22 protein-coding genes and 2 pseudogenes are annotated in these 24421 nt (G+C 68.6%); 13 read left to right on the top strand and 11 right to left on the bottom strand.

Features of this window, described 5'->3' with window-relative positions; all coding sequences use genetic code 11:
• Positions 1-48 precede the first annotated feature (48 nt).
• Together ACZ6ZP_RS18500 and ACZ6ZP_RS18505 are read right to left on the bottom strand one after the other, a co-directional pair.
• Positions 49-1176, bottom strand: coding sequence for a fatty acid desaturase family protein (locus tag ACZ6ZP_RS18500; protein ID WP_361473463.1), 1128 nt, complete (start codon positions 1174-1176; stop codon positions 49-51).
• A 7-nt stretch (positions 1177-1183) separates the two neighbouring features.
• The gene (locus ACZ6ZP_RS18505) at positions 1184-2239 is read right to left on the bottom strand and encodes a ferredoxin reductase (RefSeq protein WP_351167768.1); all 1056 of its coding nucleotides are present in this window, start codon (positions 2237-2239) and stop codon (positions 1184-1186) included.
• An 86-nt stretch (positions 2240-2325) separates the two neighbouring features.
• On the opposite strand from ACZ6ZP_RS18505, the gene ACZ6ZP_RS18510 reads away from it, so the two are divergent.
• Together ACZ6ZP_RS18510 and ACZ6ZP_RS18515 are read left to right on the top strand one after the other, a co-directional pair.
• A complete protein-coding gene (locus ACZ6ZP_RS18510; protein ID WP_361473459.1) occupies positions 2326-3465 on the top strand; it encodes a PucR family transcriptional regulator in 1140 nt (379 codons plus the stop codon).
• 190 nt (positions 3466-3655) lie between these two features.
• Positions 3656-4129 (top strand): SMI1/KNR4 family protein, encoded by a 474-nt coding sequence (locus ACZ6ZP_RS18515; RefSeq protein ID WP_361473456.1) that lies wholly within the window; start codon positions 3656-3658, stop codon positions 4127-4129.
• Between the two features lie 232 nt (positions 4130-4361).
• Here ACZ6ZP_RS18515 and ACZ6ZP_RS18520 read toward each other — a convergent pair whose 3' ends face one another.
• Positions 4362-5006: a Rossmann-fold NAD(P)-binding domain-containing protein gene (locus ACZ6ZP_RS18520; protein ID WP_469407512.1), complete on the bottom strand. Its 645-nt coding sequence runs from the start codon at positions 5004-5006 to the stop codon at positions 4362-4364.
• An 85-nt stretch (positions 5007-5091) separates the two neighbouring features.
• The gene (locus ACZ6ZP_RS18525; RefSeq protein ID WP_469407514.1) at positions 5092-5997 is read right to left on the bottom strand and encodes an NAD(P)H-binding protein; all 906 of its coding nucleotides are present in this window, start codon (positions 5995-5997) and stop codon (positions 5092-5094) included.
• A 69-nt stretch (positions 5998-6066) separates the two neighbouring features.
• On the opposite strand from ACZ6ZP_RS18525, the gene ACZ6ZP_RS18530 reads away from it, so the two are divergent.
• From ACZ6ZP_RS18530 to ACZ6ZP_RS18545, 4 genes are all read left to right on the top strand, one after another.
• Positions 6067-6876 carry a LysR family transcriptional regulator gene (locus ACZ6ZP_RS18530; protein WP_351167760.1) on the top strand — a complete coding sequence of 270 codons (810 nt, stop codon included), beginning with the start codon at positions 6067-6069 and terminating at the stop codon, positions 6874-6876.
• Positions 6877-7475: 599 nt separating this feature from the next.
• Entirely contained in the window at positions 7476-8387 is a 912-nt protein-coding gene (locus ACZ6ZP_RS18535; protein WP_469407516.1) for a zinc-binding dehydrogenase, read from the top strand.
• 78 nt (positions 8388-8465) lie between these two features.
• Positions 8466-9383: an AraC family transcriptional regulator gene (locus tag ACZ6ZP_RS18540; protein ID WP_469407517.1), complete on the top strand. Its 918-nt coding sequence runs from the start codon at positions 8466-8468 to the stop codon at positions 9381-9383.
• Positions 9384-9727: 344 nt separating this feature from the next.
• Entirely contained in the window at positions 9728-10654 is a 927-nt protein-coding gene (locus ACZ6ZP_RS18545) for a bacteriocin fulvocin C-related protein (protein WP_351167754.1), read from the top strand.
• A 105-nt stretch (positions 10655-10759) separates the two neighbouring features.
• On the opposite strand, the pseudogene ACZ6ZP_RS18550 reads toward ACZ6ZP_RS18545, so the two are convergent.
• Positions 10760-11175 (bottom strand): annotated as a pseudogene (locus ACZ6ZP_RS18550) (transposase); the annotation flags it as partial.
• Positions 11176-11302: 127 nt separating this feature from the next.
• Between ACZ6ZP_RS18550 and ACZ6ZP_RS18555 the strand changes: the two are divergent.
• Positions 11303-12174 (top strand): IS5 family transposase gene (locus tag ACZ6ZP_RS18555; RefSeq protein ID WP_351167921.1). Its coding sequence is split into 2 segments (ribosomal slippage): positions 11303-12121 and positions 12124-12174, totalling 870 coding nucleotides; the frame shifts between segments, so codons are not numbered across the junction.
• Between the two features lie 159 nt (positions 12175-12333).
• On the opposite strand, the gene ACZ6ZP_RS18560 is transcribed toward ACZ6ZP_RS18555, so the two are convergent.
• On the bottom strand, positions 12334-13521 hold the full coding sequence (locus ACZ6ZP_RS18560; protein WP_351167750.1) for an epoxide hydrolase family protein: 1188 nt from the start codon (positions 13519-13521) through the stop codon (positions 12334-12336).
• A 229-nt stretch (positions 13522-13750) separates the two neighbouring features.
• Between ACZ6ZP_RS18560 and ACZ6ZP_RS18565 the strand changes: the two genes are divergently transcribed.
• Positions 13751-14899 (top strand): epoxide hydrolase family protein, encoded by a 1149-nt coding sequence (locus tag ACZ6ZP_RS18565; protein WP_469407519.1) that lies wholly within the window; start codon positions 13751-13753, stop codon positions 14897-14899.
• Positions 14900-15277: 378 nt separating this feature from the next.
• On the opposite strand, the gene ACZ6ZP_RS18570 is transcribed toward ACZ6ZP_RS18565, so the two are convergent.
• Positions 15278-15889: a TetR/AcrR family transcriptional regulator gene (locus ACZ6ZP_RS18570; protein WP_351167746.1), complete on the bottom strand. Its 612-nt coding sequence runs from the start codon at positions 15887-15889 to the stop codon at positions 15278-15280.
• Between the two features lie 146 nt (positions 15890-16035).
• On the opposite strand from ACZ6ZP_RS18570, the gene ACZ6ZP_RS18575 reads away from it, so the two are divergent.
• The 3 genes and pseudogenes from ACZ6ZP_RS18575 to ACZ6ZP_RS18585 all read left to right on the top strand — a co-directional run.
• The gene (locus ACZ6ZP_RS18575; protein ID WP_383825053.1) at positions 16036-16770 is read left to right on the top strand and encodes an SDR family NAD(P)-dependent oxidoreductase; all 735 of its coding nucleotides are present in this window, start codon (positions 16036-16038) and stop codon (positions 16768-16770) included.
• A 32-nt stretch (positions 16771-16802) separates the two neighbouring features.
• The gene (locus ACZ6ZP_RS18580) at positions 16803-17438 is read left to right on the top strand and encodes an NADPH-dependent F420 reductase (RefSeq protein WP_383825056.1); all 636 of its coding nucleotides are present in this window, start codon (positions 16803-16805) and stop codon (positions 17436-17438) included.
• Positions 17439-17786: 348 nt separating this feature from the next.
• A pseudogene (locus ACZ6ZP_RS18585) lies at positions 17787-17927 on the top strand (IS5/IS1182 family transposase); the annotation flags it as partial.
• A gap of 33 nt (positions 17928-17960) precedes the next feature.
• Here ACZ6ZP_RS18585 and ACZ6ZP_RS18590 read toward each other — a convergent pair.
• From ACZ6ZP_RS18590 to ACZ6ZP_RS18600, 3 genes are all read right to left on the bottom strand, one after another.
• Positions 17961-19937: a hypothetical protein gene (locus tag ACZ6ZP_RS18590; RefSeq protein ID WP_383825059.1), complete on the bottom strand. Its 1977-nt coding sequence runs from the start codon at positions 19935-19937 to the stop codon at positions 17961-17963.
• A gap of 206 nt (positions 19938-20143) precedes the next feature.
• The gene (locus ACZ6ZP_RS18595; RefSeq protein WP_383825062.1) at positions 20144-20272 is read right to left on the bottom strand and encodes a hypothetical protein; all 129 of its coding nucleotides are present in this window, start codon (positions 20270-20272) and stop codon (positions 20144-20146) included.
• A 282-nt stretch (positions 20273-20554) separates the two neighbouring features.
• Complete coding sequence (locus ACZ6ZP_RS18600; RefSeq protein ID WP_351167738.1) at positions 20555-21025, bottom strand: hypothetical protein; 471 nt, start codon at positions 21023-21025, stop codon at positions 20555-20557.
• A 476-nt stretch (positions 21026-21501) separates the two neighbouring features.
• Here ACZ6ZP_RS18600 and ACZ6ZP_RS18605 point away from each other — a divergent pair, with 476 nt between their 5' ends.
• Together ACZ6ZP_RS18605 and ACZ6ZP_RS18610 are read left to right on the top strand one after the other, a co-directional pair.
• Complete coding sequence (locus ACZ6ZP_RS18605) at positions 21502-22509, top strand: pentapeptide repeat-containing protein (protein ID WP_469407522.1); 1008 nt, start codon at positions 21502-21504, stop codon at positions 22507-22509.
• Between the two features lie 128 nt (positions 22510-22637).
• Positions 22638-22979, top strand: a complete 342-nt coding sequence (locus ACZ6ZP_RS18610; protein ID WP_469407524.1) for a hypothetical protein — start codon at positions 22638-22640, stop codon at positions 22977-22979.
• Between the two features lie 40 nt (positions 22980-23019).
• On the opposite strand, the gene ACZ6ZP_RS18615 is transcribed toward ACZ6ZP_RS18610, so the two are convergent.
• Positions 23020-24267 (bottom strand): pentapeptide repeat-containing protein, encoded by a 1248-nt coding sequence (locus ACZ6ZP_RS18615; protein ID WP_361473417.1) that lies wholly within the window; start codon positions 24265-24267, stop codon positions 23020-23022.
• Positions 24268-24421 lie beyond the last annotated feature (154 nt).

Consider the following 24421-nt stretch of genomic DNA (forward strand, 5'->3'; position numbering starts at 1 on the left):
TTTGAGGTGCCGCCGGTACGGCCGAAGGACCTGAACCAGTACCGGCAATCAGGCCGCGACGAGCTCCCGCTCGCGCTCCGGTGTCTTGACCTTGGGCGCCTTGGGCTTCTTGTTCGGCAGCGAGAGCCGGAAGACCTTGTGCCACGCGGAGAACACCTGCTTGGGCAGCGGCCCGGTGACGTACTCCAGCTCGTACTTGTCGAACAGCGCGCGCACCTTCACCGCGACCTCGGCGTACCGGTTGCTCGGCAGGTCGGGGAACAGGTGGTGCTCGATCTGGTGGGAGAGGTTGCCGGTCATGAAGTGCATGGCCTTGCTGCCGCTGATGTTCGCCGAGCCCATCATCTGGCGCAGGTACCACTGGCCGCGCGTCTCGCCCTTGATCGACCGGCGCTCGAAGACCTGCACGCCCTCGGGGAAGTGCCCGCACATGATCACCGAGTGGGTCCAGATGTTGCGGACCAGGTTCGCGGTGAACGTAGCGCCGAGCGTGGGCAGGAACGACGGGCCCGACAGCAGCGGGTGGATCACGTAGTCCTTGAGCACCTGCTTGCGGATCTTGCGGCCCACGGCCTTGGCGCGCGCGCGGAACTCCGGACTCTTGCGGCGGCGCTTGTCCAGGTTCTTGCCGAGCTCCAGGTCGTACGCCGCGATGCCGTACTCGAAGAAGCAGGCGTTGAGGAAGTTCCACAGCGGCTGGCCCAGGTGGAGCGGGTGCCACTTCTGGTCCTCGTCGACGCGCATGATGCCGTAGCCGAGGTCGTTGTCCTTGCCGATCACGTTGGTGTACGTGTGGTGCAGCTCGTTGTGCGAGTGCTTCCACTGCTCGGACGGCGAGACGTGATCCCACTCCCAGGTGGTGGAGTGGATCTTCGGGTCTCGCATCCAGTCCCACTGGCCGTGCAGGATGTTGTGGCCGATCTCCATGTTGTCCATGATCTTCGCCACGGACAGGCCGGCGGTGCCGAGCACCCACGCGGGCGGGAAGATGGAGAACAGCAGAACGCCCCTGCTGACCAGCTCGAGCTTGCGCTGTGCCGAGATGACCTTGCGGATGTAGGCGGCGTCCTTCTCGCCGCGGCTGGCGATGACCTCGTCGCGGATCGCGTCCAGCTCGCGGCCGAGCTCCTCGATCTGCTCCGCGGTCAGGTGGGTGGTGGGGTCGATGGCGGTCAAGGTGCTCCTACCGTTCGATGTCGCAGGGGCCCGCCGCGGCGGACACGCAGGTCTGGATGAGGACGCCCGGCTCGGCCTCGGTGATCTCGCCGGTGCGCAGGTCGCGGACGGCGCCCGTCTTGAGCGGCGTGACGCAGCCGAAACAGATGCCCATGCGGCACCCGGAGGGCATGAGTACGCCGGCCTCCTCGCCGACGTCCAGCAACGGCGTGGCGCCGTCCGCGTCGACGGTCTTGCCGGTGGCGCTGAACGTGACCTCGCCGCCGTCGCCGGCGACGACGATGCTGGGACGGAAGCGTTCGGTGTGCAGACGCTCTTGTACGCCGTGCTCGCTCCAGTGCTTTTCGGCGGCGTCGAGCAGGCCCGCGGGCCCACAGGCCCAGGTCTCGCGCTCGGCCCAGTCGGGCACGAGCTCGTCGAGACGGGCGATGTCGAGCATGCCGTCCGTGTCGGTGTGCACCTCGGTGAGCCGCAGCTTCTTGTCCGCGACCAGGTCGTGCAGTTCGGTGCGGAAGATCACGTCTTGTGGCCGTGGCGCGCAGTGGACCATGACGACGTCGTCGAACTCGGTGTCGCGCAGCATGCCCATCACGGGCGTGATGCCGCTGCCGGCCGTCAGGTAGAGCACCTTGGCGGGCTTGGCCTGCGGCAGCACGAAGTCACCGGTCGGCTGGTCGAGCTGGATGAGTGTGCCCGGTCTCGCCTTGCGGACCAGGTGGTTGCTGACCTTGCCGTCCGGGATCGCCTTCACGGTGATCGTGACGCGGCCGTCCTGGCGGTTGGTCGGCGAGGTGAGGGAGTAGGCACGCCACAGGCGCACCCCGTCGACGTCGACCCCGATCCGCACGTACTGACCGGCTGTGTGGCCGCGCCAGCCCCGTCCCGGCCTGATGACGATGGTCGCGGCGTCACCCGTCTCGGGGTGCACGGCCTCGATGCGCCCACGCAGGTCGGCGCCATTACGCAGCGGGCTGACCAGGTCGAGGTAGTCCGACGGCAGCAGCGGCGTCGTGACCATCTCCAGCAGTTTCCACGCCCTGCTGCGGAGGGCTGTACTCGTCATGACTTCAGCTTCATGCGCCGCAGGGCGTAAAGTCCTGTCCGTAGGATGTGAATCTGGTCGGCTGAATTGTTCGCAGGGAACAAAAAATGGGGCATGCGATCCGGAGGGCCAGCGAACTGGCCCTGGATGAGACGACGGTCACCGTACTTCGGGCCGCGCTGAAGAGCACCGCCGACGAGATCGTCCAGGCGATCATCGACGAGGTGCCTCCCTACGCCAACGCCCTTGCGGGCCGCATGGGCGCCACCATCCGCCGAGCCGTACGCACCGCCCTGGGGCACTACCTGGACCTCGCGAGCGGGAACGCCACAGGCGGCGACGCCGGTGACGCAGCCTACGAGCTGGGCCGCGGCGAGGTGCGCGACGGCCGTTCGATGGACGCCCTGCTCAGCGCCTACCGCGTCGGCGCCCGCGTGGCCTGGCGATGCCTGGCAGCGGGTGCCGTACCCGCAGGTCTGCCCGCCGCCGAAGTCGCCAAGTTCGCCGAACTGACCTTCGCCTACATCGACGAGCTCTCCGCCGCGAGCGCCGCGGGCCACGCCGACGAACTGGCCGCCCGGGGCCGGGCCCACGAGCGCCACCTGGAACACCTGGCCCGCGATCTGCTCGCCGACGCGAGCCCGGATGTGCTGCGGGCCTCTGTGCAACGGGCCGGGTGGCAGCCTCCGGTTTCACTGACCGCGGTCCTGCTGCCCGCCGCCCAGGCCCGGCCTGCCTACCGCACGCTCGACCCGAGCACCCTCGTCCTTGACGATCTGCCGGACGCCACCGGTGTGCTGCTCGTCCCCGATGCCGACCGATCACACCTCTTGAGGCAGCTGACCGACCGCAGCGCCGTGGTCGGCCCGGCCCGGCCATGGACGCGTGCGTCCGCCTCGTACGCACGAGCGGTACGCGCGCGCTCCCTCTCCGCTGATATTCGCGACACCGAGGACCACCTGCCCGAGCTGGTGCTGAGCGCCGACGCGGACGCGTTCGCAGACCTGCGTGCCCGAGCTCTGGCACCGTTGCGGACCCTGCCGGCCGCGACCGCACGGCGGCTGGAGGAGACGCTGCGGGAGTGGCTGCTGCACCAGGGCAGGCGGGACGAGGTGGCGGCGGCCTTGTTCGTCCATCCCCAGACAGTCCGCTACCGGATGTCGCAGCTGCGGGAGCTGTTTCCGGATCTCGCATCGCCTCACCGGGTCCTTGAACTGACGCTGGCGCTGGGTCCTCGGGTCAGCTGACGCGTACCTCGACCGTCCATGACCGCGTCCGCGAGCGGTCCAGGAATCGCGCCTCGTTCCCGGTGCCATCAGCTGGCTGATGCGGCCCAGGGGAGAGCAGCGCTACCCGGCTGAGACCGGGGGTGGAAATTCGACCTCTGGCAAAAGCGGTACTGGAAAGACCGCGCAAAGGTATACCTGGGGAGCCGTGATGGGAATTAGGGAAGCAGAGCAGTTCGTACAGCTCGTACGGGACCATCAGGAGGATTCGATCTTCGCTGGAGGCTGCTCGGAGGTCGACATCGCGGAGGCGGAGCAGCGATTGGACGTGTCCTTCCCCGACTCGTACAAACTCTTCTTGCGCGAGCTCGGCGACTGCGACGTGGCCGGAGACGAGTTCTACGGAATCGTCATGCACGACGGCCAGATGCTGGGAGCCGTCACGGAGACTCTCGGCCTCAGAGAGTCCGCGGGCATGGCTTCCTCGCTGGTGGCGTTCCGCCCCGACGGAATGGGAGGCTACTTCGTCCTCGACACCAGCCGTCTGAACCCGGACAGTAAAGCCCCGGTGTGCGCATGGGGATCCGGTGCGCACAGCGCAACCGAACTTGAATGGATCGGGACGGATTTCGGCACGGTCGTCCTTGAGCTGGCGCGCCGCGGGCTGGGACTGCGAGACGCCTGACCGAGACCGGGGAAAGGGCAGCCAACAGACGGTCCCGTACCCATTTCAGCTGTCAGGCCCCGATCGTGGGCAGTTCGCAAGTCACCGGGCTGACGACCGATGTGATCGCCGAACTCGTTGCCGAGATGGGCCCGTTGTGGAATGAGGCGCGAAAGGGGCGACTTCGGTCGCGACACGACGACGCTCGGTGGGTGCCGGTGCCCGGTACAAGTGGTCTTCGTCGACCGCCTGTCTACGTTGGCCCATCTGGCCACGGCGTGACGCATGACGTTGTGCTGCTGAACGAGGCGATCGCTGACCTGGTGAACGTGCACGCCCGCCTGGGCACCTCACAGGCGTGGGACGCCGGAACCGCCGTGGCGGCGGGACGGGCTGGTCGATGGTCAGCGGTGCGTCCGGCCCGCCGAGTTCGGTGCGGACATGGCCGGGGCAGATGAGCAGGAGTGTGCGCGGCGTCGGCATACCGGGCGGCGTAGCTAGGCATGAGCTGGTTGAGGGCGGACTTGCTGGCTCGGTAGACGTCCTGCCCGCCATTGGTGTTCAAGCTGATACTGCCCTGGCGCGAGGACATGACGCCGATGGTCCCGGTCGGCGCGACCAGTAAGCGGAGGCACTCGACGATGCGCATGGGGCTGAGCGTGTTCGTGACCATGACCTCGGCAAATATCTCCTCCGGGATGTCGCCGATCGGAATGGTGCCCTCGTGATGGCCGCGTTGGCGAACGGCAGTTCGAGGGTGTGCCATGTCTGGCGCTCGCGCAGCGCGATGGCCTGCGCTGGCTTCCTCGTGTCCAGTGACCCGACCCTGACTTGGCCCCCTGGACGCCTCGGCCAGGTCATGAAGAGCGGTGCGGCGACTGCCCCGGACGGTTCCCATGACGTCCCAGCCGCGGTCCGCGTACTCGGTGGCGAGGCCGAGCCCGAGGGTGCGGGATGCCCGACGATGAACGCGGTTCTGGCGCTCATGCCTGAGCCGCTCGGACCGCAGGCTCCAGGACCTTCTCACACCATGTGCGGAAGGTGGTCGGACTCGCGGTCTGAGGGGTGCGCTGCACGCCGCCGTCGAGGCCGTTGTCCTTGGCGCGCATCATGTCGACGTAGCCTTCGACGAGCGCGTCCCCGAAGCCGTGTCCGGTGAGTGCGGCGCGGAAGTCGTCGAGTGACTGCCGCTCGTAGCGGACTGGGCGGCGCAGCACGTCGGTCATGATGCGCGCCATGTCGTTCGCCGAAAGGTCCTCGGGGCCCAGCACCGGGACCTCGCCCGTCCCCGTCCATGAGCGGTCGAGCAGTAGGCCGGCGGCGGCCGCGGCGATGTCCCAGGCGGCGGCCGCCGGTGCAGTGCGGTCGGCGGCGACGGTGTCGGTGAACACGCCGTCGTCGCGGATCGAAGCCACCTGCCGCAGCAGGTTGTCCATGAAAGTAGGGTTCGCGAGCGCGCGGTAGGTCACGCCTGAACTCGCGATGAGGTCGTCCATGGCCAGCGACGCCGTGACAAGTCCGGCGCGACCGGCGACGGGTGTGCCACGGCCGAGCGCCGAGACGCCGACCACGTGCCCCACCGCGTGGGCCGTGAACGCCTTTGCGGCGGCACGCGTGAATCCGGAGTACGCGGTGTCCAGACTCGGCGCCCGCGGGGCCGGCGGAGCCAGCCAGAAGACGGCGTCCGCGCCGGCGAAGGCCCGGTCGATGACCTCGGGGTCGTCGTGCGAGCCGGTGACGACATCGACGCGGGCACGGACCGCGTAGGGGAGTTTCCCGGGGTCGCGCACGATGACGCGCAGTTCTTCGCCACGAGCGGGAGCCTCAGTGAGCAGGATGTCCAGGAGCCGGCTGCCGATCTGGCCGGTGGGGGCGGTGATGACGATCATGTTTCGAGTCTCGGGGCAGCCCGCCTGCGGCGTCCAATACCCTTCCTGGGCAATTGATACCGTAAAGGCATGGATCTTGATTTGCGCAAGCTCCGCTACTTCGTCGCGGTGGCCGAGCACCGGCACTTTGGCCGGGCGGCGCAACAGCTTTACATCGCCCAGCCAGTTCTCAGCCGTCAGATCAAAGCGCTGGAGCAGGAGTTGGAGTGCACTCTGCTGGTGCGGACCACGCGCCGCGTGGAGCTGACCGCCGCCGGGCAACAGCTCTACGAGGAGGCGCAGAAGATTCTCGCGGCTGTCCCCGCAGCGGTGCAGCGCGTGCACGACGCTGATCGTGGTTCCCAACGGCTCGTCGTCGCCTTCTCTCCCGGACTGCACGTGTCGGAGGCGATCCGGGCGTTCTCGTCGCGCCGCCCGGACGTCGAGACCGACGTCGTCCCGGCGCGCTGGTGGGAGCAGGACGCGCCGCTCCGGGACGGCCGGGCCCAGGTCGGCTATCTGCGGCAGCCGTTCGACGACTCGGGGTTGCACACCATCCCCATCGGCCATGAGCCCAGGGTCGCTTGCTTGCCCGCGGCGCACCCGCTGGCAAGCCGCGACAAGCTCACCTCCGCGGACCTCGACGGCGAGCGGCTGCTCGACGCACCGACGCGGCGGACATCTTCACTTGAAGAGAAGTTCGAGCTCATCGCCTCCGGACACGGCATCGCGCTCGTCCCGCTGAGCGTCGCGCGCTCCTACTCCCGCACCGACCTCGCCCACCTCCCCGTCACGGATGCCCCGACGCTGGGGACGTGCCTGGCCGTCCTCGCGGACCGGCGGGAGGAACTGCTGCGCGACTTCCTGGAGATCGCCACCGCGACGCTGCGACACACCTGAACGAACAGCGGGCGAGGCCGCGGGCGGCACCGCGTCGGCATGGATGGCGATATCGGCGGTTCCGGCTACTGGTCGATGACCAACCCCTCACCTCACCCGGCGACATCGAGGACCTGGACGGCTACACGCGGCACCGGCTCCGCCACGGCGCCCTCACCCACGGCGTCCCCACCCACGGCGTCCTCGCCCACGACGCCGAGGACGGCACCTCGACCCCGATGCTGCTCGCCCGCTCCCGCCACACCTCTATCCGCTCCCTGGAGCGATACGCCTGCCGTGGCGTCGACTCGGTCGCCCGGCACGTCGCCCAGCGCCACCCCGCCGCCCGACGGAAGCGGAAGCGCTGACGCCTCAAGATCAGCACATTGCCGGGCATGTCTGCCCGCCACAGCACCATCCACCGGACGGGTGGAGGGCTCGACGCGCCCCGAGTCGCACTGACACAGATCGTCAACTGATTGATTCTCGCGGGGCTGGGCGCTGTCCCGGTCCTGCGAAAGGGTTCCAAGAAGGCGGCACTGCGGCATGTGCGCACTCGATCTGCTGCCGCGCCGAGCTTTCATTCAGGCACATCCACGTGAGAAGGAGACACGCCCCCTATGCGCGCCCTTGTGGTCGATCACAGCGAGGCCGGACCCGTCCGGTTCGCCGATGTCGATGAGCCCGTACCCTCCGCCGGTGAGACGTTGGTGGAAATACGGCACATCGGTCTCAACTTCGGAGAGCTGAATTACGTGCACCAATGGCAGGCCGGCGCTGTGCACGGTCACGACGCGGCCGGTGTCGTGGCGCGCACTGCATCCGACGGCTCGGGGCCGCCCGAAGGTACACGCGTCGCAGTGGGAATGGCTCCCCACGCGTGGGCGGAGCGGGTGGCAGTCAGCCCCGCCTCGCTCGGCACCGTCCCCGAGGGCGTGGACCTGGCCGACGCCGCCGCGTTGGGAATCGCCGGAGTCACCGCATTCCGGGTGCTGCGCACGCGTTCCCTGCTGGCGCGCGACGTGCTGATCACCGGCGCCAGCGGGGGAGTTGGGCACTTCGCCGTCCAGCTGGCGGCGCTTGCGGGCGCCCGGGTGACGGCACTCGTCGGTTCACCGGAGCGGGCCGCCGGACTTCGTGAACTCGGCGCCGACAGGGTCCTGACCGAATTGGCCGAGACCGGGGACGACCGTTTCGACCTCGTCCTGGACACGGTCGGCGGGCCGCTGGTGGCCCAGGCGTGGAGTTCCCTCGCCGAGGGCGGCACGATCCACCTGGTCGGATACTCCTCGGGGCAGGAAACCACGTTCCCGTCAGGGACGTTGTTCGGCTTCGGCGAACCTCGCAGCATAGCCACCTACGGCGACATGACGCCGACCGGCGGGGAGCTGACGGACCTGCTGGGCCTCATGGCCGCCGGGAAGCTCTCGGCGCCGGTCGGCCTGCGAGGCAACTGGCAGGACGTGGGCGACGCCGTCCAGGCACTGTTCGCGCGGAAGGTGCACGGAAAGGTCGTTCTTGACGTGGCCTGAAGCTGTGGACGAGGACACATGCGTCGTCGGCCGATCGGCCGACGACGGCGGTGCGCGGCGGTGGACGAGAATGGACCCATGGATGTGCTGGCGGAGGTCTTGCGTGTTTCGGGTGCGCGTGGGGCGCTCGGGGTCCTGCTGAAGGCCGGCGGAAGGTGGGGCCTGGGGCTGGACTCCACTCCAGGCGCGGCACTGCACGTGGTGTCCCGCGGCACCATGTGGCTCCACGTCCCAGGCGAGAAACCTCTTGAAGTGCAGGCTGGAGACGCCGTCCTGGTATCGCCGGGCACCGCACACGGGATAGCCGGCGGTGCCGACGTGACGATGGGCTCCTGCGACCGGGAAGAGGCGGCCCGGGCTTTCGGCGATGGCCGGGCCCTGCGGCTGGGCTCGGCGCCGGTGCAGACGGAAGTGATCGTCCTGCGCTATGAGCAGGCCCCGGAGGTGCGCACACCGGTGCTCACCTCCCTCGCTCGGCCTATGCACGTCACAGCCCGGGAGAACGCGCAGCTCAGAAGGACCGTCGAACTTCTCGCTGCGGAGCTCGCACAGCCGCAGATCGGCACAACCGCCGCCATCAACAGCATCGTCGACCTTCTGCTCGTCCAGTTCGTACGCGCCTGGCTGGCCCGCCACCCGCAGGAGCAGTCCGGCTCATGGCTGGGAGCGATGCGTGATCCGGTCGTGCGCGACGCTCTGGCATGTGTCCATGCCCAACCGGAACACCCCTGGACCACGCAGACCCTGGCCGCCGCGACGAGCGTCTCCCGGGCGACACTGTCCAGGCGTTTCCGGTCCGCCCTCGGACAGACGCCGGGCGCGTACGTGACGCAGTGGCGCATCGACCTGGCGTCCGTCCGGCTCCGTGATACCGATGAGCCGGTCGAGTCGATCGCCGGAGCGGTCGGATACGGCTCTGCGCACGCGTTCAGCCGTGCCTTCAGACGTGCCCGAGGCGCGGCCCCGGGCGAGTACCGTTCTCGACTTCGCAAGTGATCCGGGCTCGGGAGAGGTCAGCACCAGTCGGGTGCCGCCCCCCCCGTGTCCACATCGGCACGAGGAATACGCGACACCTCAACATGCGAGCCCACCAGTCCCACGGCCGAAAGGACTTGCGCTACTACCTCGGTGCGGAATCCTCGAGATCGCCCGACACGGCCTGTGAATGTAGATCATTTCGAACCACTTCGAAATGATGGCGTTTCAACGCCTCGACAAATGATGTCTCTTCAGGTGAAGTCGAAGTGCGAAAGTCCCGGACGGCGCGCTAGCAATCGGCGTGAGACGCACACTTGCCGGGCAGCACGGCACGGTTGGACACATAAACATGGGGAGAGCTTGTGACCGAGTGGATTTTGGCATTCGACGCTGACTGCCGGTTCTGCGAAGAAGTGGTGGATCGGATTCGCGTATCCGTCGACGGGACGTTGACCACCGCGGGCCTCACGGAGCCACGTATTCGCGGCCTGCGCGCGCGTGCCCTGGGGGAAGGGGGCGAGTGGGCCCCGACCCTGCTGGCGGTCAACGGCGACCAGGTGCGGGCCTGGACCGGAACCGCGCTGTCCCTCCGGCTGGCGCGGCTGTTGGGACCGGCGGACTCGCTGCGGGTGGTGCGTGCGCTCCGCGACCTCGATGTGCCGCAGCCCCCGAGCCGTCGAGGCATCCTCAAGACCCTGCCAGGGCTGGCCCTGGGAACGTTTCTGGTCACCGGCGGCCTGGCGACCTCACCCGCGCAGGCGGTGACCCGCGCCAAGGGCAGCAAGGCGACGCGATGGGTGAAGGCCAACCTTGACCGGCTGCCCTCCCGCTACTCCGAGTTCGTCTCCTACCCCGCGGACTATCGGCGTGCTGTCTACGGCGCGCTGTCCGCTTCGGCTCGGAGCGATCTGTGGGTGGCGCACTTCGCGAACTACCGCAAGACACATCGCCTGTCGGCCGAGCAGTCCGCCGTCCTGGACGACGCGACGCGGCTGGCACCGCAGATCATCGCGGGGCGCCGGCAGACAGCAGCCGTCGAAGGGCTGGAGGCGGCGGCTGTGGCGGCGTTCGGCGAGAGCGAGGCGCGGGCCATTCTCAGGACGCTGGGCCCTGCTGACACGCAAGGCGCTGCGGCCCGCAGCGAGCAGAGCATCCAGGCCGTGGACTGCAATTCCCGGTGCGGGACGGGGACCGGAAGCTGCGACACAACGTGCTACGCCGGGTGCACCTGGACCGATTACGGCTGCGGCCCACTGTGGCTGGCACCGTGCAGCGGGCTGTGCAACTGAAGCCATTCCTGCTCGGAGCTCGCGCCTTCCTACGAGCGTGAGTGCTTCGCGCCGTTCCTTTAGAGGCGGCATCTCGGCCGTCCGACGGTCGTGGACGTGTTGGGCGAGGGTGAGTCCGGTTGCGGCGAGGCATCCGTCGATGACGTCGGTGCGGTATCGGATCTCGTGGAGGGCTCGGCGCAGGACGCGCATCGGTGGTCGGGGTCGGTGAAGGCCATGTTGTTCTGGCCCGCGGGTCGCCCAGTGACCAGATGCCTTCAACCGGATTGAGATCAGGTTGCATACGGCGGCAGTTGGAAGCAGGTGAGCCGGTCGCGTGAGTCGATGCAGGCACGCGGCCGGGCATCCAGAAGCACATTCAAGTTGTCCCGGACGAGCACCAGCGGGGCAACCCAGCCGATGACCTTCTCCTCAGCACGCTCCACAGCGCGCCGGGCGGGGACCTGATGACTGAAACCGTGCCTCCGGGACATCTCCATGATCGTCGGCAGCGCGAGGGGCTGGTGAAAGCGACGGCCGATCGGTGAGCGTTTTCAGTGGGGCCACCGATCGGGTGTCCGTGGCAGGGTGAGGGCGAGATCCGCAACGGACTAGGCCGTGTTTTAGAACGGGCGATCCCCGTGCCCTGTAGCCGCGATGATCGTGGCTGTGGGGCGTGGGGATCTCTGTGATGAGCACTGGGCTGTGCTGGAGCCGCTGCTTCCGGTATACGAGGTGGGACGGCGGGCAGTGTCCCAACGGAAGTTGTTTGACGGGATTCGCTGGCGAGTCCGGACTGGGGCACCCCGGCGGGATCTCCCTGCGGAGTACGGGCCCTGGCAGACGGTCTATGGGCTTTTTCGACGGTGGCAGCGTCGTGGTGTGTGGTCGGCCTTGTTCACAGCCCTACAAGCCCGGGCCGATGCGGCCGGGCTGATCGTGTGGGAGGTGAACGTGGACTCCACGATCTGTCGGACCCACCAACAGGCGGCCGGCGCCCGAAAAGCTGGGCGCGAGCAGAAGGAACCGCCCGGCGGTGCCGTCACGGAACCCGACGATCACGGGCTGGGCCGGTCACGCGGAGGCTGGACCACAAAGATCCACCTGGCCTGCGAACAGGGTCAGAAGCCACTGTCGTTACTGATCACGGCGGGTCAGCGTGGCGACAGCCCACAGTTCGCCCCGGTCCTGGAAGCCATCCGGGTCCCCAGAAGCGGACCCGGCAGACCACGCTCCCGACCCGACCGAGTCCGTGGCGATAAGGCATACGCGTCCCGTGCGAACCGCGCCTACCTGCGTCGGCGCGGTATCCGCACCACTATCGCCGAGCCTGCCGACCAAACGAGGAATCGCAAGCGCCGTGGCCGCGACGGCGGCCGGTCCCCGATCTTCGACCGAGAGGACTACAAGGCCAGGCACGCGGTCGAGTGTGGCATCAGCCGCCTCAAGCAGCACCGGGCGGTGGCCATGCGCTTCGACAAGCTGGCCGTTTCCGCTTCGAGGCCACGGTCCACGTCACCGCGATCAACATCTGGCTGTGAGCACCTATGGGCAATCGCCTGGCGTTCGTGACAGCGGCCAGTGGAAATTCCCCGCGTACGGCCGGTTAGCGCCGTAGCAATGAGTGACCGTACGTGAGGCGGTTCGAGGCTGGAGGGACACCGATCTCGCCTCGTTGTGCGGCTTTCGCCGCGGCGGGGTCAGTGGCGGAGTGAACGGAAGAAGGCGCGGATGTCGGCGACGAACAGGTTGGGGACTTCGAAGGCTGGGAAGTGACCGCCTTCGGTGTGTTCGCTAAGGAATGAGCCGTCGTCGCTGGGATGGAGGACTTTGCGGACGAGTGGGTCGCTGTAGAAGATCGAGGTGCCCATGGGGACGCCGTTGGGTTCGCCCCAGCCGCTGTCGGGAGCGTGGGCCAGTTCCCAGTAGAAGTCGGCTGCTGCGGGGCCGGTGCGGGTGAACCAGTAGAGGCTGGCGGTGATCAGGACATCCTCGCGGCTGATCGGTGTGGCGGGGTTGGCCCACTGCACGAATTTCTCAGCGACCCATGCCAGTTGCAGGATCGGCGAGTCGGCCAGACCGGCGGACACGGCGTTGGGGTTTGTGGAGTGCAGGACGCGGTAGCCCTTCATCTGCGCCCAGGACCGTTGCGCTGCCTGCAGCTCTGCGCGTTCCTCGGCGTTCAGGCCGTCGGGCACCGGGAGATCCTCGCCGGCCATGCCGACTTGGAGCCGGTCTCCATGGGTGTGAGCGCCGATCACCCGATCGGGCAGCAGCATCGCCAACCGGCCGGTCACCCCGGCGCCCAGGTCGCCGCCCTCCGCGGCGAATCGCTCGTAGCCGAGGCGGGTCATGAGTTCCCCGTAGGCCAGGGCAGTCCGCTCCAGGTTCCATCCGCGCGCCGACAAGGGGCTGGAGAAGCAGAAGCCCGGCATGGACGGGATGACGAGGTGGAAGGCATCAGCCGGGTCGCCGCCGTGGGCGCGCGGGTCAGTTAGCGGGCCGCTGGCCTGCAGGAACTCTACGAACGAGGTCGGGTAGGAGTGGTTGAGCAGGAGCGGGACGGCGTCCGGCTCGGGCGAACGTAGATGCAGGAAGTGGATCGTCTGCCCATCGATCTCGGTCACGAACTGGTCGAAGGTGTTCAGCCTGGCCTCATGGGCCCGCCAGTCGAACCCGTCCGCCCAGTAGGCGCCCAGCTCTGCGAGGTAGCCCGGCGGGATGCCGTGACTCCAGTCCGCATCCGCCCCGGGCACCGGATACGGCGACCGGGTGCGGGCCAGACGGCCGTGCAGGTCATCCAGGTCGACCTGCGGGATCTCGATACGGAACGGAGTGATTACTTTACTCATAGTGATCAATTTAGAGGCTCTGGGCAGATCATCCATGTCCCGGGTACCGGGTGTCGTTGAGGCGCAATGCGTGGATAGCAACTTGGCCACCACAGCAAATCTCATCACCCTCAGTGAGAATCGCGGTCAGCTAGCTCCCCACTAAGTGGCCATAAGCGGGGAATCCCAACTGGCCACTGACATTTTCGCCGCCCGCGCAGCCCACGCCACCTGGTCGGGTGCTCGGGAAATGCCGTCGACCTGTCCCACTCGTAACTTGATTACCATGAGTGCCGACATCACGCCTTTCCGCATCCAGATCCCGCAGACCGACCTCGATGACCTGCAGGATCGCCTCACACGCACCCGCCTCCCGCACCCGGTACCGGGGCTGGAAGCCGACTGGGGCCGGGGCATCCCGCCGGAGTACCTCGAGGAGCTGGCCGAGCAGTGGGCCAAGGATTTCGACTGGCGGGCGCAGGAGGAGGAGCTGAACTCCTACCCGCAGTTCCTGACCGAGATCGACGGCCAGACCATCCACTTCATGCACATCCTCTCCCCGGAGCCGGGTGCGACGCCGCTGCTGCTCACCCACGGGTTCCCCAGCGCGTTCGTGGAGTTCCTGGACGCGATCGGCCCGCTCGGCAATCCCCGGGCGCACGGCGGGGACCCCGCCGACGCCTTCCACCTGGTCATCCCCTCGCTGCCCGGGTTCGGGTTCTCCTCACCCGTCTCGGCGCCGGGCTGGGACCTGGCACGCTCGGCCAAGGCGTTCGGGGAGCTTATGACCCGCCTGGGGTACCAGCGGTTCGCCGCCGTGGGCGAGGACGTCGGCTACGGCGTTGTCGCCCAGCTCGGAGCACTGCACCCGGACCGGGTGATCGGTACCCTCTCCACCGCCGACGGGCCCTTGCTCGGGATGTTCTCCGAGATGTTCCCCGCCCCGCAGGACCTCACCGAGGCCGAGACGGCGAGCATCCAGGCCGCCGCGCAGTGGTGGGACGGGCAGAAGGGCTACCGGGCGCTGCAGTGCAGCCAGCCCAACGCCCTGTCCGTCGGCCTCAGCGATTCACCGGCATTCCAGCTGGCGTGGATCGCGGAGAAGTGGAAGATCTGGGCCGGCACCGACTCCAAGATCGACCCCAAGCGGCTGCTGACCCTGATCAGCATCTACTGGTTCACTCGGACCGGCGCCACATCCGCCCACTTCTACTGGGAAATGGCCCACTCCACCGCGTTCGGGATCGGATCGCCCGACGTCCCTGCCGGATGGGCGGTATTCAACCAGGACCCGCTCATGGGCAAGTTCCTCAACCCCACGGGCCAACTCGCCCACTACACCGAGCACGACGAAGGCGGCCACTTCCCCGCCATGGAGGTACCCGACCTGCTCGTCAACGACATCCGCACCTTCTTCCGACCCCTGCACGGCTGACCCCCGCCGCGACGCACCGGCCATTGCTCATCACAGAGATCCCCGCGCCCTGCAGTCACGATCGCCGCGGCAGCAGGGCGCGGGGATCATCTGATCTAAAACACGGCCTAGCCCCCCGGCGCCGTTGGGCTGTCCGGCGGAACGCTGAGGCTGTTCAGCCGCTACGGCAGCGTGCTGGGCCAGTATCCATCCGGCCGGCCACGGCGGCGAATCCTCGCCGGTCGCCGGTCTGCCCAGCGGTTTCTACTGTGGCCTTCAGCGGGCGGCCAGTTCCGTAAAAGCCAGCAGGTCCGGGCCGGGTGCCGGGCGGCTGATGTCGCGTACCAGCGGGTGCAGCTGGGGGACCGGCAAGGAGTTCAGCCCGGCCGGAGTGCCAGGTCAGCTCGACACCTCTTCCCGTCGCCGGTCATCGCCGGCTGTGGCGGGGATGGCGGTGTCGATGAGGACGGCGGCGATGGCGGCGGCGGTGGGGAAGGCGTCGGCGTCGAGGACCCGGGTGCGGGCCGCGGCGCCGTCGATGAGCAGCGCGAGCTGCTCGCCGAGCTGTTCAGGGTCGGCGGCGCCGGCTTCGCGGGCGGTGTCGGCGAGCCGCACGGCGACGGCCTTCTTGTAGTCGCGTGCGTACCGGGATGCGGGGTGCTCGGGGTCGTGGAGTTCGACGGCGGCGCCGATGTAGGGGCACAGGGGTGTGGTGGGGGGGATGTCGAAGACGGCGAGGAGCCGTTCGCGGGGCGTGAGGTCGGTGCGGTCGAACACGCCGGACAGAACGGAGGGGTCGAACCGGCGCAGGTACTCGGCGACGAGTTCGTCCTTGCCGGTGAAGTGCTGGTAGGCCGTGCGCTTGGACACCTCGGCGGCCGCGCAGAGTTCGTTCATGCCGGTGCTGTTGATGCCCCGCTCGCGAAACAGCTGCTGGGCCGCGCTGAGGATGCGCTCGCGGGCGCCCCGGCCGCGGCGGCGGCCCGTGGGGCCCTTCTCGAACTCCGTCATGGGCCCAATCCTACCGCAGCTGGGTAACGACCGGTGTACATAGCTTGCGCCCCCGGCCGCCTGCGTCGTACGTTAAGCACACAGGGCGGTGTACTTAACTGCGTCGCCCCAGGCACACACGGCATCACCGACCCAAGGGAACAGCTATGGGAAAGCTCGACGGCAAGGTCGCAGTCATCACCGGCGGCACCACCGGCATGGCACTGGCCGGCGCGAAGCTGTTCGTCGACGAGGGCGCGCACGTCTTCATCACCGGCCGCCGCCAGGACGCCCTGGACGAGGCCGTGAAGCAGATCGGCCGCAGCGTCACCGGCGTCCAGGGCGACGCCGCCAACCTGGACGACCTGGACCGCCTGTACGACACCGTCAAGCGGGAGAAGGGAAGCCTCGACGTGCTGTGGGCCAGCGCCGGCGGTGGCGAGCCCGCCCCGCTCGGCGAGATCACCGAGGCCCAGTTCGACACCTGGTTCGGGCTCAACGCCCGCGGCACCCTGTTCACCGTCCAGAAGGCCCTCCCGCTCTTCAACGACGGGGGCTCCATCCTCATGACCGGCTCCAACGCCTCTCTCGGTGCCTTCCCCGGCTGGAGCGTCTACGCCGGCAGCAAGGCCGTCCAGCAGGCATGGGCCCGCGTCTGGCTCAACGAGCTCAAGGACCGCCGCATCCGCGTCAACGTCCTGACCCCCGGCCAGGTCGCCACCGCCAAGCAGACAGAGCTCTTCGACGAGGCCACCAGGCGCCAGTTCGAGTCCCTCATCCCTCGCGGGCAGATGGGCCGCCCCGACGAAATCGCCACCGCCGCCCTCTTCCTCGCCTCCGACGACTCCAGCTACGTCAACGGCATGGAACTCGTTGCCGACGGCGGCACCACCGCCCTGTAGACCGAGCAACCACAACCAGGACAGGACATCTCATGAGCAGCATCAGCATCAGCATCAGCATCATCGGCACCGGGAACATGGCCCGCACCATCGGCGCGCGGGCGATAGCGGGCGGCAACACCGTCGAGATCATGGGCCGCGATCAGTCCAAGGCCGCCGACCTGGCCAAAGCTCTCGGCGGCGGCACCACGACGGGAGAATGGGGCACCGCCCCGGCCGGGGACATTGTCATCGTCGCCCTGCTGTACGACGGCGTCGTGCCGGTCGTCGCCCAGTACGGAGACGCTCTCGCGGGCAAGGTCATCATGGACATCAGTAACCCCTTCAACTCGACGTTCGACGGGCTGGCCCACCGCGAGGAGACCTCCATCGCGCAGGAAGTCGCCAAGGCGGCCCCGGCCGGCGCCAGCGTGGTGAAGGCGTTCAACACCGTCTTCCGCCACGTCCTGGAAAAGGGCCGACCCGACGTCTTCATCGCCGGCGACAGCACGCAGGCCAAGGCAAGCGTGGAAGCGTTCATCGAGAGCCTCGGGATGCGCCCGCTGGACGTCGGCGGCCTGAAAATGGCGCACTGGCTGGAAGGAGCGGGCGTGGTCACGGTGGGCCTCGCCAACCACGGGGTGGGGAACCTGGACTTCGCCCTTGGCATCACCGAGCTTCCCGTCTGACCAGACGGTTGCCGGAACACCGAAGCCCCGCCATCTTGAAGGCGCAGGTGCTCGGGGTGGCATGATCGTCTGTGAGCATGCTCGAAACGCGTTGCGGCCCGGCGGGCGGAGCTCGATGAGGAGGAGAAGCTCCTGGCCGAGCGGCTCGATGCGGTCCGTGCCGAGCGCGAGGAACTCGTGGTGGCGATGCGCGTGTGGGAACGGACGAACGCCCAGCTGGACGCCGAGAGACCGTCGGCGCAGGCAGCGACGGTGCAGGTGGGTGGGCGCGGTGTGCTGCTGGCCCCGCACCGGGAGGCGGGCGCGGGCGAGGAGGTCCTGCCGCCGGACTACCAGCGGCTCATGAAGCTCGCCGAACGGGCTCCGGGCCTGCTCGAGACTCTGCACGAGCGTGATCCGGAGTTCGTCCTGCTGGACGGCACTCTCGCCGAGTGCGACCGCGTCGGCGGCAGCCGGGCGGACTACTCCAGGATCTCAACTCATCAACGGCGAGAACGCCCACCGGAGTGCAAAGACGGTTTCTCAGTGGGGACGCGTCCGCCAGGCCCGGGCGAAGAGTTCGGGCAGAGGGCCGGCGACCGGCTGGGAATAGACCTTGCGCCCGATGACCCGGACCCCGAGCAGCCCGGCCTTCCAGGTTTCCATCGGAGGGTAGAACTTGTCCCCGACCGCCCAGTCGCCGGGTAGGAACACCCCCCGCCCGGCCCGGGCCCTGCGGTCGGCGACCGCCAGACCGGCCTCGACGAGTGCGGCCGCAACGGCCTTGTGGTGCACGCCAGTCCACCGGTTGAAGCGGCGGATACGGCGGTCGGTGGGCACGGGCAGGGCGAGCAGTTGCAGATACAAAGTGGCGGCGTCCGTATCCAGACCAGTGGTGGCGGCCGCCTCCTCGACCACCTGTGGGGCGGACAGCCGCGGATCGGTCTCGTAACCGCCCGGCGGCAACGACGCCTCGGATATGCGCTGCACGATCCGCTCGAACTCGGGACCGCGCAGCCGGCGGACCAGCGCCAGCTGCGAGTCCTCGGTGTCGACCACGGCCTCCAGGCGCCGCGAGCGCTCGTCGGCCCCGTAGCGGCCGGGCCGGAAGTACACGCCGGGCGCCTCGCGCTCACCGCGGCGGTCGAACCCTGCCTCGGACACGACGACCAGGCCGTCGTCCAGCGTGGGATGGACAAGCGGCTCGGCGGCGTCCAGATAGGGCAGGGCGCCGGGGAAGCCCGGCAGCAGGTCTGCCACGGTGCGGCCGCGCAGGCTGCGGCCACGGGCGGAGAGCAGCAGCCCCGGGTGAGCCAGGCGTTCCCGCAGCAGCCGTATGGTCTCGGGGACTCCCCGGCGTATGGGATCTCCTTCGGGAAGCTCGGCGTACACCCAGTCGACGGCGTCGCAGACCACGGCGAGCAGCTCCCTGAAACGGAATCCCTCGTCGCCCTCCCAGCCGGCGCCGCTGATGCTGTTGACTCGCAGCCGGGTGTCAGGGTCGCGGGTCAGCCGTGGCTCGCGCTCGGGATCGGCGAACACGGCGCACACGGCTGCCGGGGCCATCCGTATGTCGCTGTGCTCGGCGGCGACGGCGAGCGTCGACTCCGGCACGGCGGGGCGTACGCCCTGTTGCCTGCGCCAGGCCTCGGCGATCCGCTCGGCGAGCGCCAGCTGCCCGCCCTCCAGCCACAGCTGTCCGGGGTCCGCGGGCAGCACGTCGGCCAGCAGGTCGAGGCGCTCGGCCACCCGCAAGGTCGCCAACTCCCCTTCACCGGCCTCGGCTTCGGATTGCTTGAGTCCCATCACCTTGCGCGCCTCGGCATCGAGTCCGCGGTACCCGTACTTCACATCGGGTATTCCGGCGAGCAGCAGCGCGGCACCGGCCCGGCTCAGCCCGGTCCGCTCGGCGAGCAGCGCGGCCGCCGCGCGGTCCCAGGGTGCGGGGCCCTTCTGCCGTACGAGGTGCACGAGGCGCCGTAGGCGGTCAGGTGTGTCCCAACCGGCCGCGGGCACCGGCTCGGTGGCCGTGATCCGACCGGGTGCCGGCGGCTGGGCGGTGCCGGTGTGCAACTCGACGAAACGCTGCCCGTCCTTGCCGGCGCCGAGCCCGTGCGGAGCGACCACCGCACCCTCGTGAGTCCGAGCGGCACGCCTGTCCTTGTCGGCGAGTTCGAGGACGCCCGTACGCATCCGGGCGCGAGCCTCCGGGTCGGCAAAGGGAGTTTCTGCCCATACATCCAGCATCGCCAGCTGGACCGCGCGCAAATGGTCCGGCACGTGGAAGGAGCTCGCCCGAAGGGCCACGGCGCCGCACCGGCCGATGAACCGGTACCAGTTCCAGCCCAGGTACCGCGCGGGCGCCTCCTCGCCGCTCCCGGTCAGGTAGTCGCCGACCTCGGTGAACACGTCGAGCGTGCCGGGTCCCCAGTGTCCGGAACCTTCGATGAAACCGTTGAGGGCCTGGGCGATCCACTTCTCGTCGAAGGGTTGTGATGGGTGTATTGGGGTGTGGGACATGCGGCCATCCTGCCGGATCGCATGGCCGCCTTTCGCCGGTGCCGAGGCACGCGCTCTACATCACGAACCTGGCGCTCCCCGGTCATGTCCGCGTACGAGCTGACATGGATGCTTGCCGCTGTCGCGCCCAACTCCCGGCACTCGACGTGTCAGCCCGGGGCTGCGGCACTCAGAGGATCTGTCGGATCAGTTGATGTCGAGGGTTGTCAGGGACGGGTGGCGTAGCGGCTGTGTTTGCGCAGGCCGGTAGCGATGGTGTCGTAGCCGGTGAGGCGGAGTGCGCCGATGGCCAGTTCGCGCAGCGTGGCCGTGGCCCGGCGCCCTTTCCGTGACATGAGCCGGTGCCTGCTCGACGCGCGATGTCCCAGAGCGTGCCGGGTACGGCGGCGATCCAAATTCGGGCCGGGTCGGCGTGGCTGAAATGGACGCGCAGCATGTCGTTGGCTCTCCCCGCTGAGCGCGACCGGCGGGGACATCGCAGCGCGAGGGGATCAGGAGGTGATAACCGTGTCCTCAATGCGTGCGTACGGGGACCGGCCAGGGGCGGCGGGCAGGTGCCCCTGGCCGGAGCGAGAGCGCGATGGTTCGCTTCGGGCAGCGAACCGGAGCGGACACGGTCAGTTGCAGGCGTGACCCCAGCCCATGTCGGGGCGCCAGGTCTTGGTGCTCGCGGTCCCGCCCTGCTTCTTCCAGGTGAACTTCGCCTGTACCTGGAAACTGTTCGTCGGCCACCTGCACGGGTTGACCGACGAGGTGCCTGCCAGGTCTTGGGTGCTGTGCCAGCCGTCGTCGTCCTTGGCGGACTTCACCGTCAGCGTCCTGGTGCCGTTGAAGCGCAGGAGCTTCACGTCGTTGACCTTGACCGTGTAGTTGCCACCGCCGGCGCTGTCGGTGATCTTCGCCCGTGCCCGGTATGTGTCGGCCTCGTCGTCCCACCATACGGTCGCACAGCGCTTGACCTGCTTGCCGTAGCACTCCCAGGTGCTGTCCGCGGACGCCATGGACGGTGTGAAGACGATCGATGCGCCCACCGCTGCGACGGTGAGCCCACCAGCCGTACTGATCCTGCCGAGTTGCTTGAGCCTCATGAGGTTCCCTTCCAATGTCCCGCGGCCGTTGGACGGCCGCCGGGTCTCCAGCGCTGGCGACGGGAACGCTAGCCGGGAATCCGGGGTGAACCGCGAGGCGTGCGGTGCTGTTGCGCAGCCGTGACAACGTCCGGATTCGGCTGCCGCCGCCAGCCGACCGAGCCCCAGATCTTCCAGGGCGCGAGCGACGGTCGGCCAGGAGGTGACGTCTGGGCAATACCCGGTGCGGTGGTTGGTGACTTCACTCTCAGCCCACCGGCCTGCCTTGCGAACGAAGCTGAGGTCAGCGGCGCGGTATGCGCGCCCCGCGTTTGAGTTCGGGCGCGGGGACGCAGCCACCTGGGATGGCGCGTAGAAGGAGAAGGCCCGCAGCGTTGCCCGGACACCTCGTGCGGGACGTGTCGCCGCCTGCGGCGCGGGGCTCTGGGGTGCGAAAGCCCGGCCGGGCGTGGGTACTTGGCGTCGGTGCGGCAGTCGTGAGCGTGTTGCTCGTCGCGCTGATCGTCGTCGTGGCGCCGCGCCATCTCCTGGCCTGGGACACTGCCGGCGCCCGCGTTCCGGACCGCGCGCAGGCAATCAACGACCTTCGGACCACGCTGCTGCAGGGGCTGGCCGGGGTGGCATTGCTTGTTGGAGCCTTCTTCACCTGGCGGCAATTGCAGGTGACGCGGTACGGACAGCTCAGCGAGCGGTTTACCGCAGCGGTGGAGCAGTTGGGCAGCCCTAGCGTGGAGGTACGCATCGGAGCGGTCTTCGCTCTGGAGAGGGTCGCTGTCGACTCACGGGACGATCGCGGGACCGTCGCCGAGGTGCTCTGCCTCTTCGCGCAACGCAACGCACTCGCCACACCGCTCGAAGCCCGCCCCGCCCCTGGCGAGATGGCGAGAAGCGGTGAAGTGGCCCTGGCGCACGCGGGTGACACCTTGCTGGTCCTACGCTCCCCGGATGTGCACGCGGCGGTCACCGTGCTCGGCCGCGCTCCACGCCCCGCAGGGCTGACACTTCGTCTCCAGCGGGTGGACCTCCGACGCTCGATGCTGGACCAAGCGGATCTCGTCGACGCGGACCTGCACTACGCCGATCTGACGAACGTGCATCTCCAGGGGGCCCGGCTGCAACGAGTCGACCTGTCCGGAACGTGGCTGGTCAGAGGCATACTTCTGGGAGCCGACCTGCGACAGGCCTCGATGCGGTCCGTTTTGCTGTGCCACGCCCGGCTCGACGACGCCGACCTGCGCGCGGCGGACTTGAGCAATGCCGACCTGACAGCGGCCGTCATCGGTGCCGCGCGATTCGAGCTGGCTGATCTGCGCGGCGCGGTTCTGACGGGCACCGACTTGACGGGGGCGACGTTCACCAAAGCGGTGGCCGACGCCACCACGGTCTGGCCCCAGGGCTTCGACGCGGCAGCCGCCGGGGTGCTCTGCGCAGACAATGCGCCGCCGCTCCAGCCCCTGAGCTTCTTCCCGCAAGATCCCGCCTAGCGACGGCGGTCCTGGCGTACTTGTCGTAAGGGGGCGCCGTCCCCTAAGGAGCCCTGGGTCGGTCGATCCGCGGGCTCGGATCTGGATGCGTTTTAGCACCCGTCTCAATACCTCCGGATCAGTGGAAGGTGGGCCGGGCTCTCACGGTCACCTTCGCCGTTGCGGTCCTGGTCGCGGGCGGCGTCTTCCACGGCCTGGTGGTCCTGCTGGACTTCCGGGTAATCGACCGCAGCGCGATGCTCGACGCGAAGTCCCTCTTCGACCTGGTGAAACTCTCCTTCGGAGTCTTCGCCGGAGTTGGCGCGCTAGTCACTCTGGTCGTCGCCTACCGCCGTCAGCGCGTCGACAGCAGCGGCACCTGGTCCCGCGGCGCACCGACGGACGTCGTCCCGCTTCTGCAGGAGCTGCGCGGTGAGCAGGTGGAGCGGGCCCGTGCGGTGGCAGAGAACGTGGTGGCGCTGCACCGCTGACCACACCACCACACCGAGTGGGAGCGCACAGGTGCGGTAGCTACGGATTTGGAAGCAGCCAGGTGGGGGGCAAGGTGACGGTCGCAGGGACTGGAGTGCCGACGGCAACGAGAAGCCCGTCGGGAGCTGAGCCCTTCGCCTCACTGAAGGACACCTCACCGCCGGAGAACACCGTGCCTACGAAGGACTCCCTCCCGAAGAACGACGTTCTGTCGAAGGACACCCTGCCGCCCGAGAACTCTGCGTGCCGGAAGAAGCCCTTGCCGCCGTGGAAGTCCGTGGAGCTGAAGTGCACCGTGCCACCCGAGAACACCGTGTGGACGAAGGACTCCGCGCAGCCGACGAACTGCGCGTTGACGAAGGACACCTCGCCGCCGGAGAACACCGCGCCACGGAAGGACACCTTGAGGCCGCTGAAGAGCCTCCCGGGGCCGGAGAAGGATGCGTCGACGAAGTGCACTGCGCCACCGGAGAACAACGCATCGCGGAAGGACATCTCTCCTACCCAGCACTTTGCGCCGCTGAAGGACACAGTGCTACCGCGGAACGAGGCTCTGTCGAAGGACACCGTGCCGCCGCAGAACGACGCTGTGTCGAAGGACACCGTGCCGCCGGAGAACACCGCGCCGGTGAAGGACACCGTGCCGCCGGAGAACACCGCGCCGGTGAAGTTCATGTCGCCGTCGATGGTGACGTCGGTGAGGTCCAGGTCGAAGCCCTGCCAGGAGCCGTGGATTGTCTCGGGGCGTCGGTAGCGGTCGCCGATGAGGCGCAGGATGGTGTGCCGAATTTTACGGAGGGCCAGGTAGCGGTGGTGCTCGTCCTGGCAGGCGGGGTCATCACCGGGGTCGGGGGGGTAGGGAAGCTGGACGTAGGCGCACAGGACGTCGATGCATGTTTGGCGCAGGCTGTGGTCGGGGGCGTCGTCAGCGAGGCTGACCAGGGCGTGGACGCCGCCGAGCCGGACGGCCGGGGAGTTGTCACCGAGCTGGGAGACGGCGGCGGTGAACCGTTCGGCGTGTAGGCGGGTGGCCTCGCGGTGTGCGCCTGCCTCGTCGACACGCTGGCGGCGGTAGGCGACCACCAGCGCGACGAGCGCACCGGCCCCCGCGACCACCCCAAAGGAGAGCTTCACCAGGTCAACGAGCGTGCTCGCATCGAGCTTCGCGGTGCTGTCGATCTCCCGGATGTCCAGCAGGACGACAAGGCTGTAGAAGACGCTGCCCGCCGCCAGGACAGCGGCAGCGAAGGTGACCGCGAGGGCCCAACCGGCCTTCCACAGCCGCAACTCCCGATCATCTGGCCCCGAACGCGGCCTCTGCTTGGCTGTCATGGAAAGGGAGACATGACGGGCAGACCCGCGGTTGCAGAGGTGGTCCGCAACACCAGGATCGAGCGCTACAGTCCCGCTTCGGAGGTATCACGGCGGGTTCTCAGCGCCA

The organism is Streptomyces sp. NPDC054047, assembly GCF_055585065.1.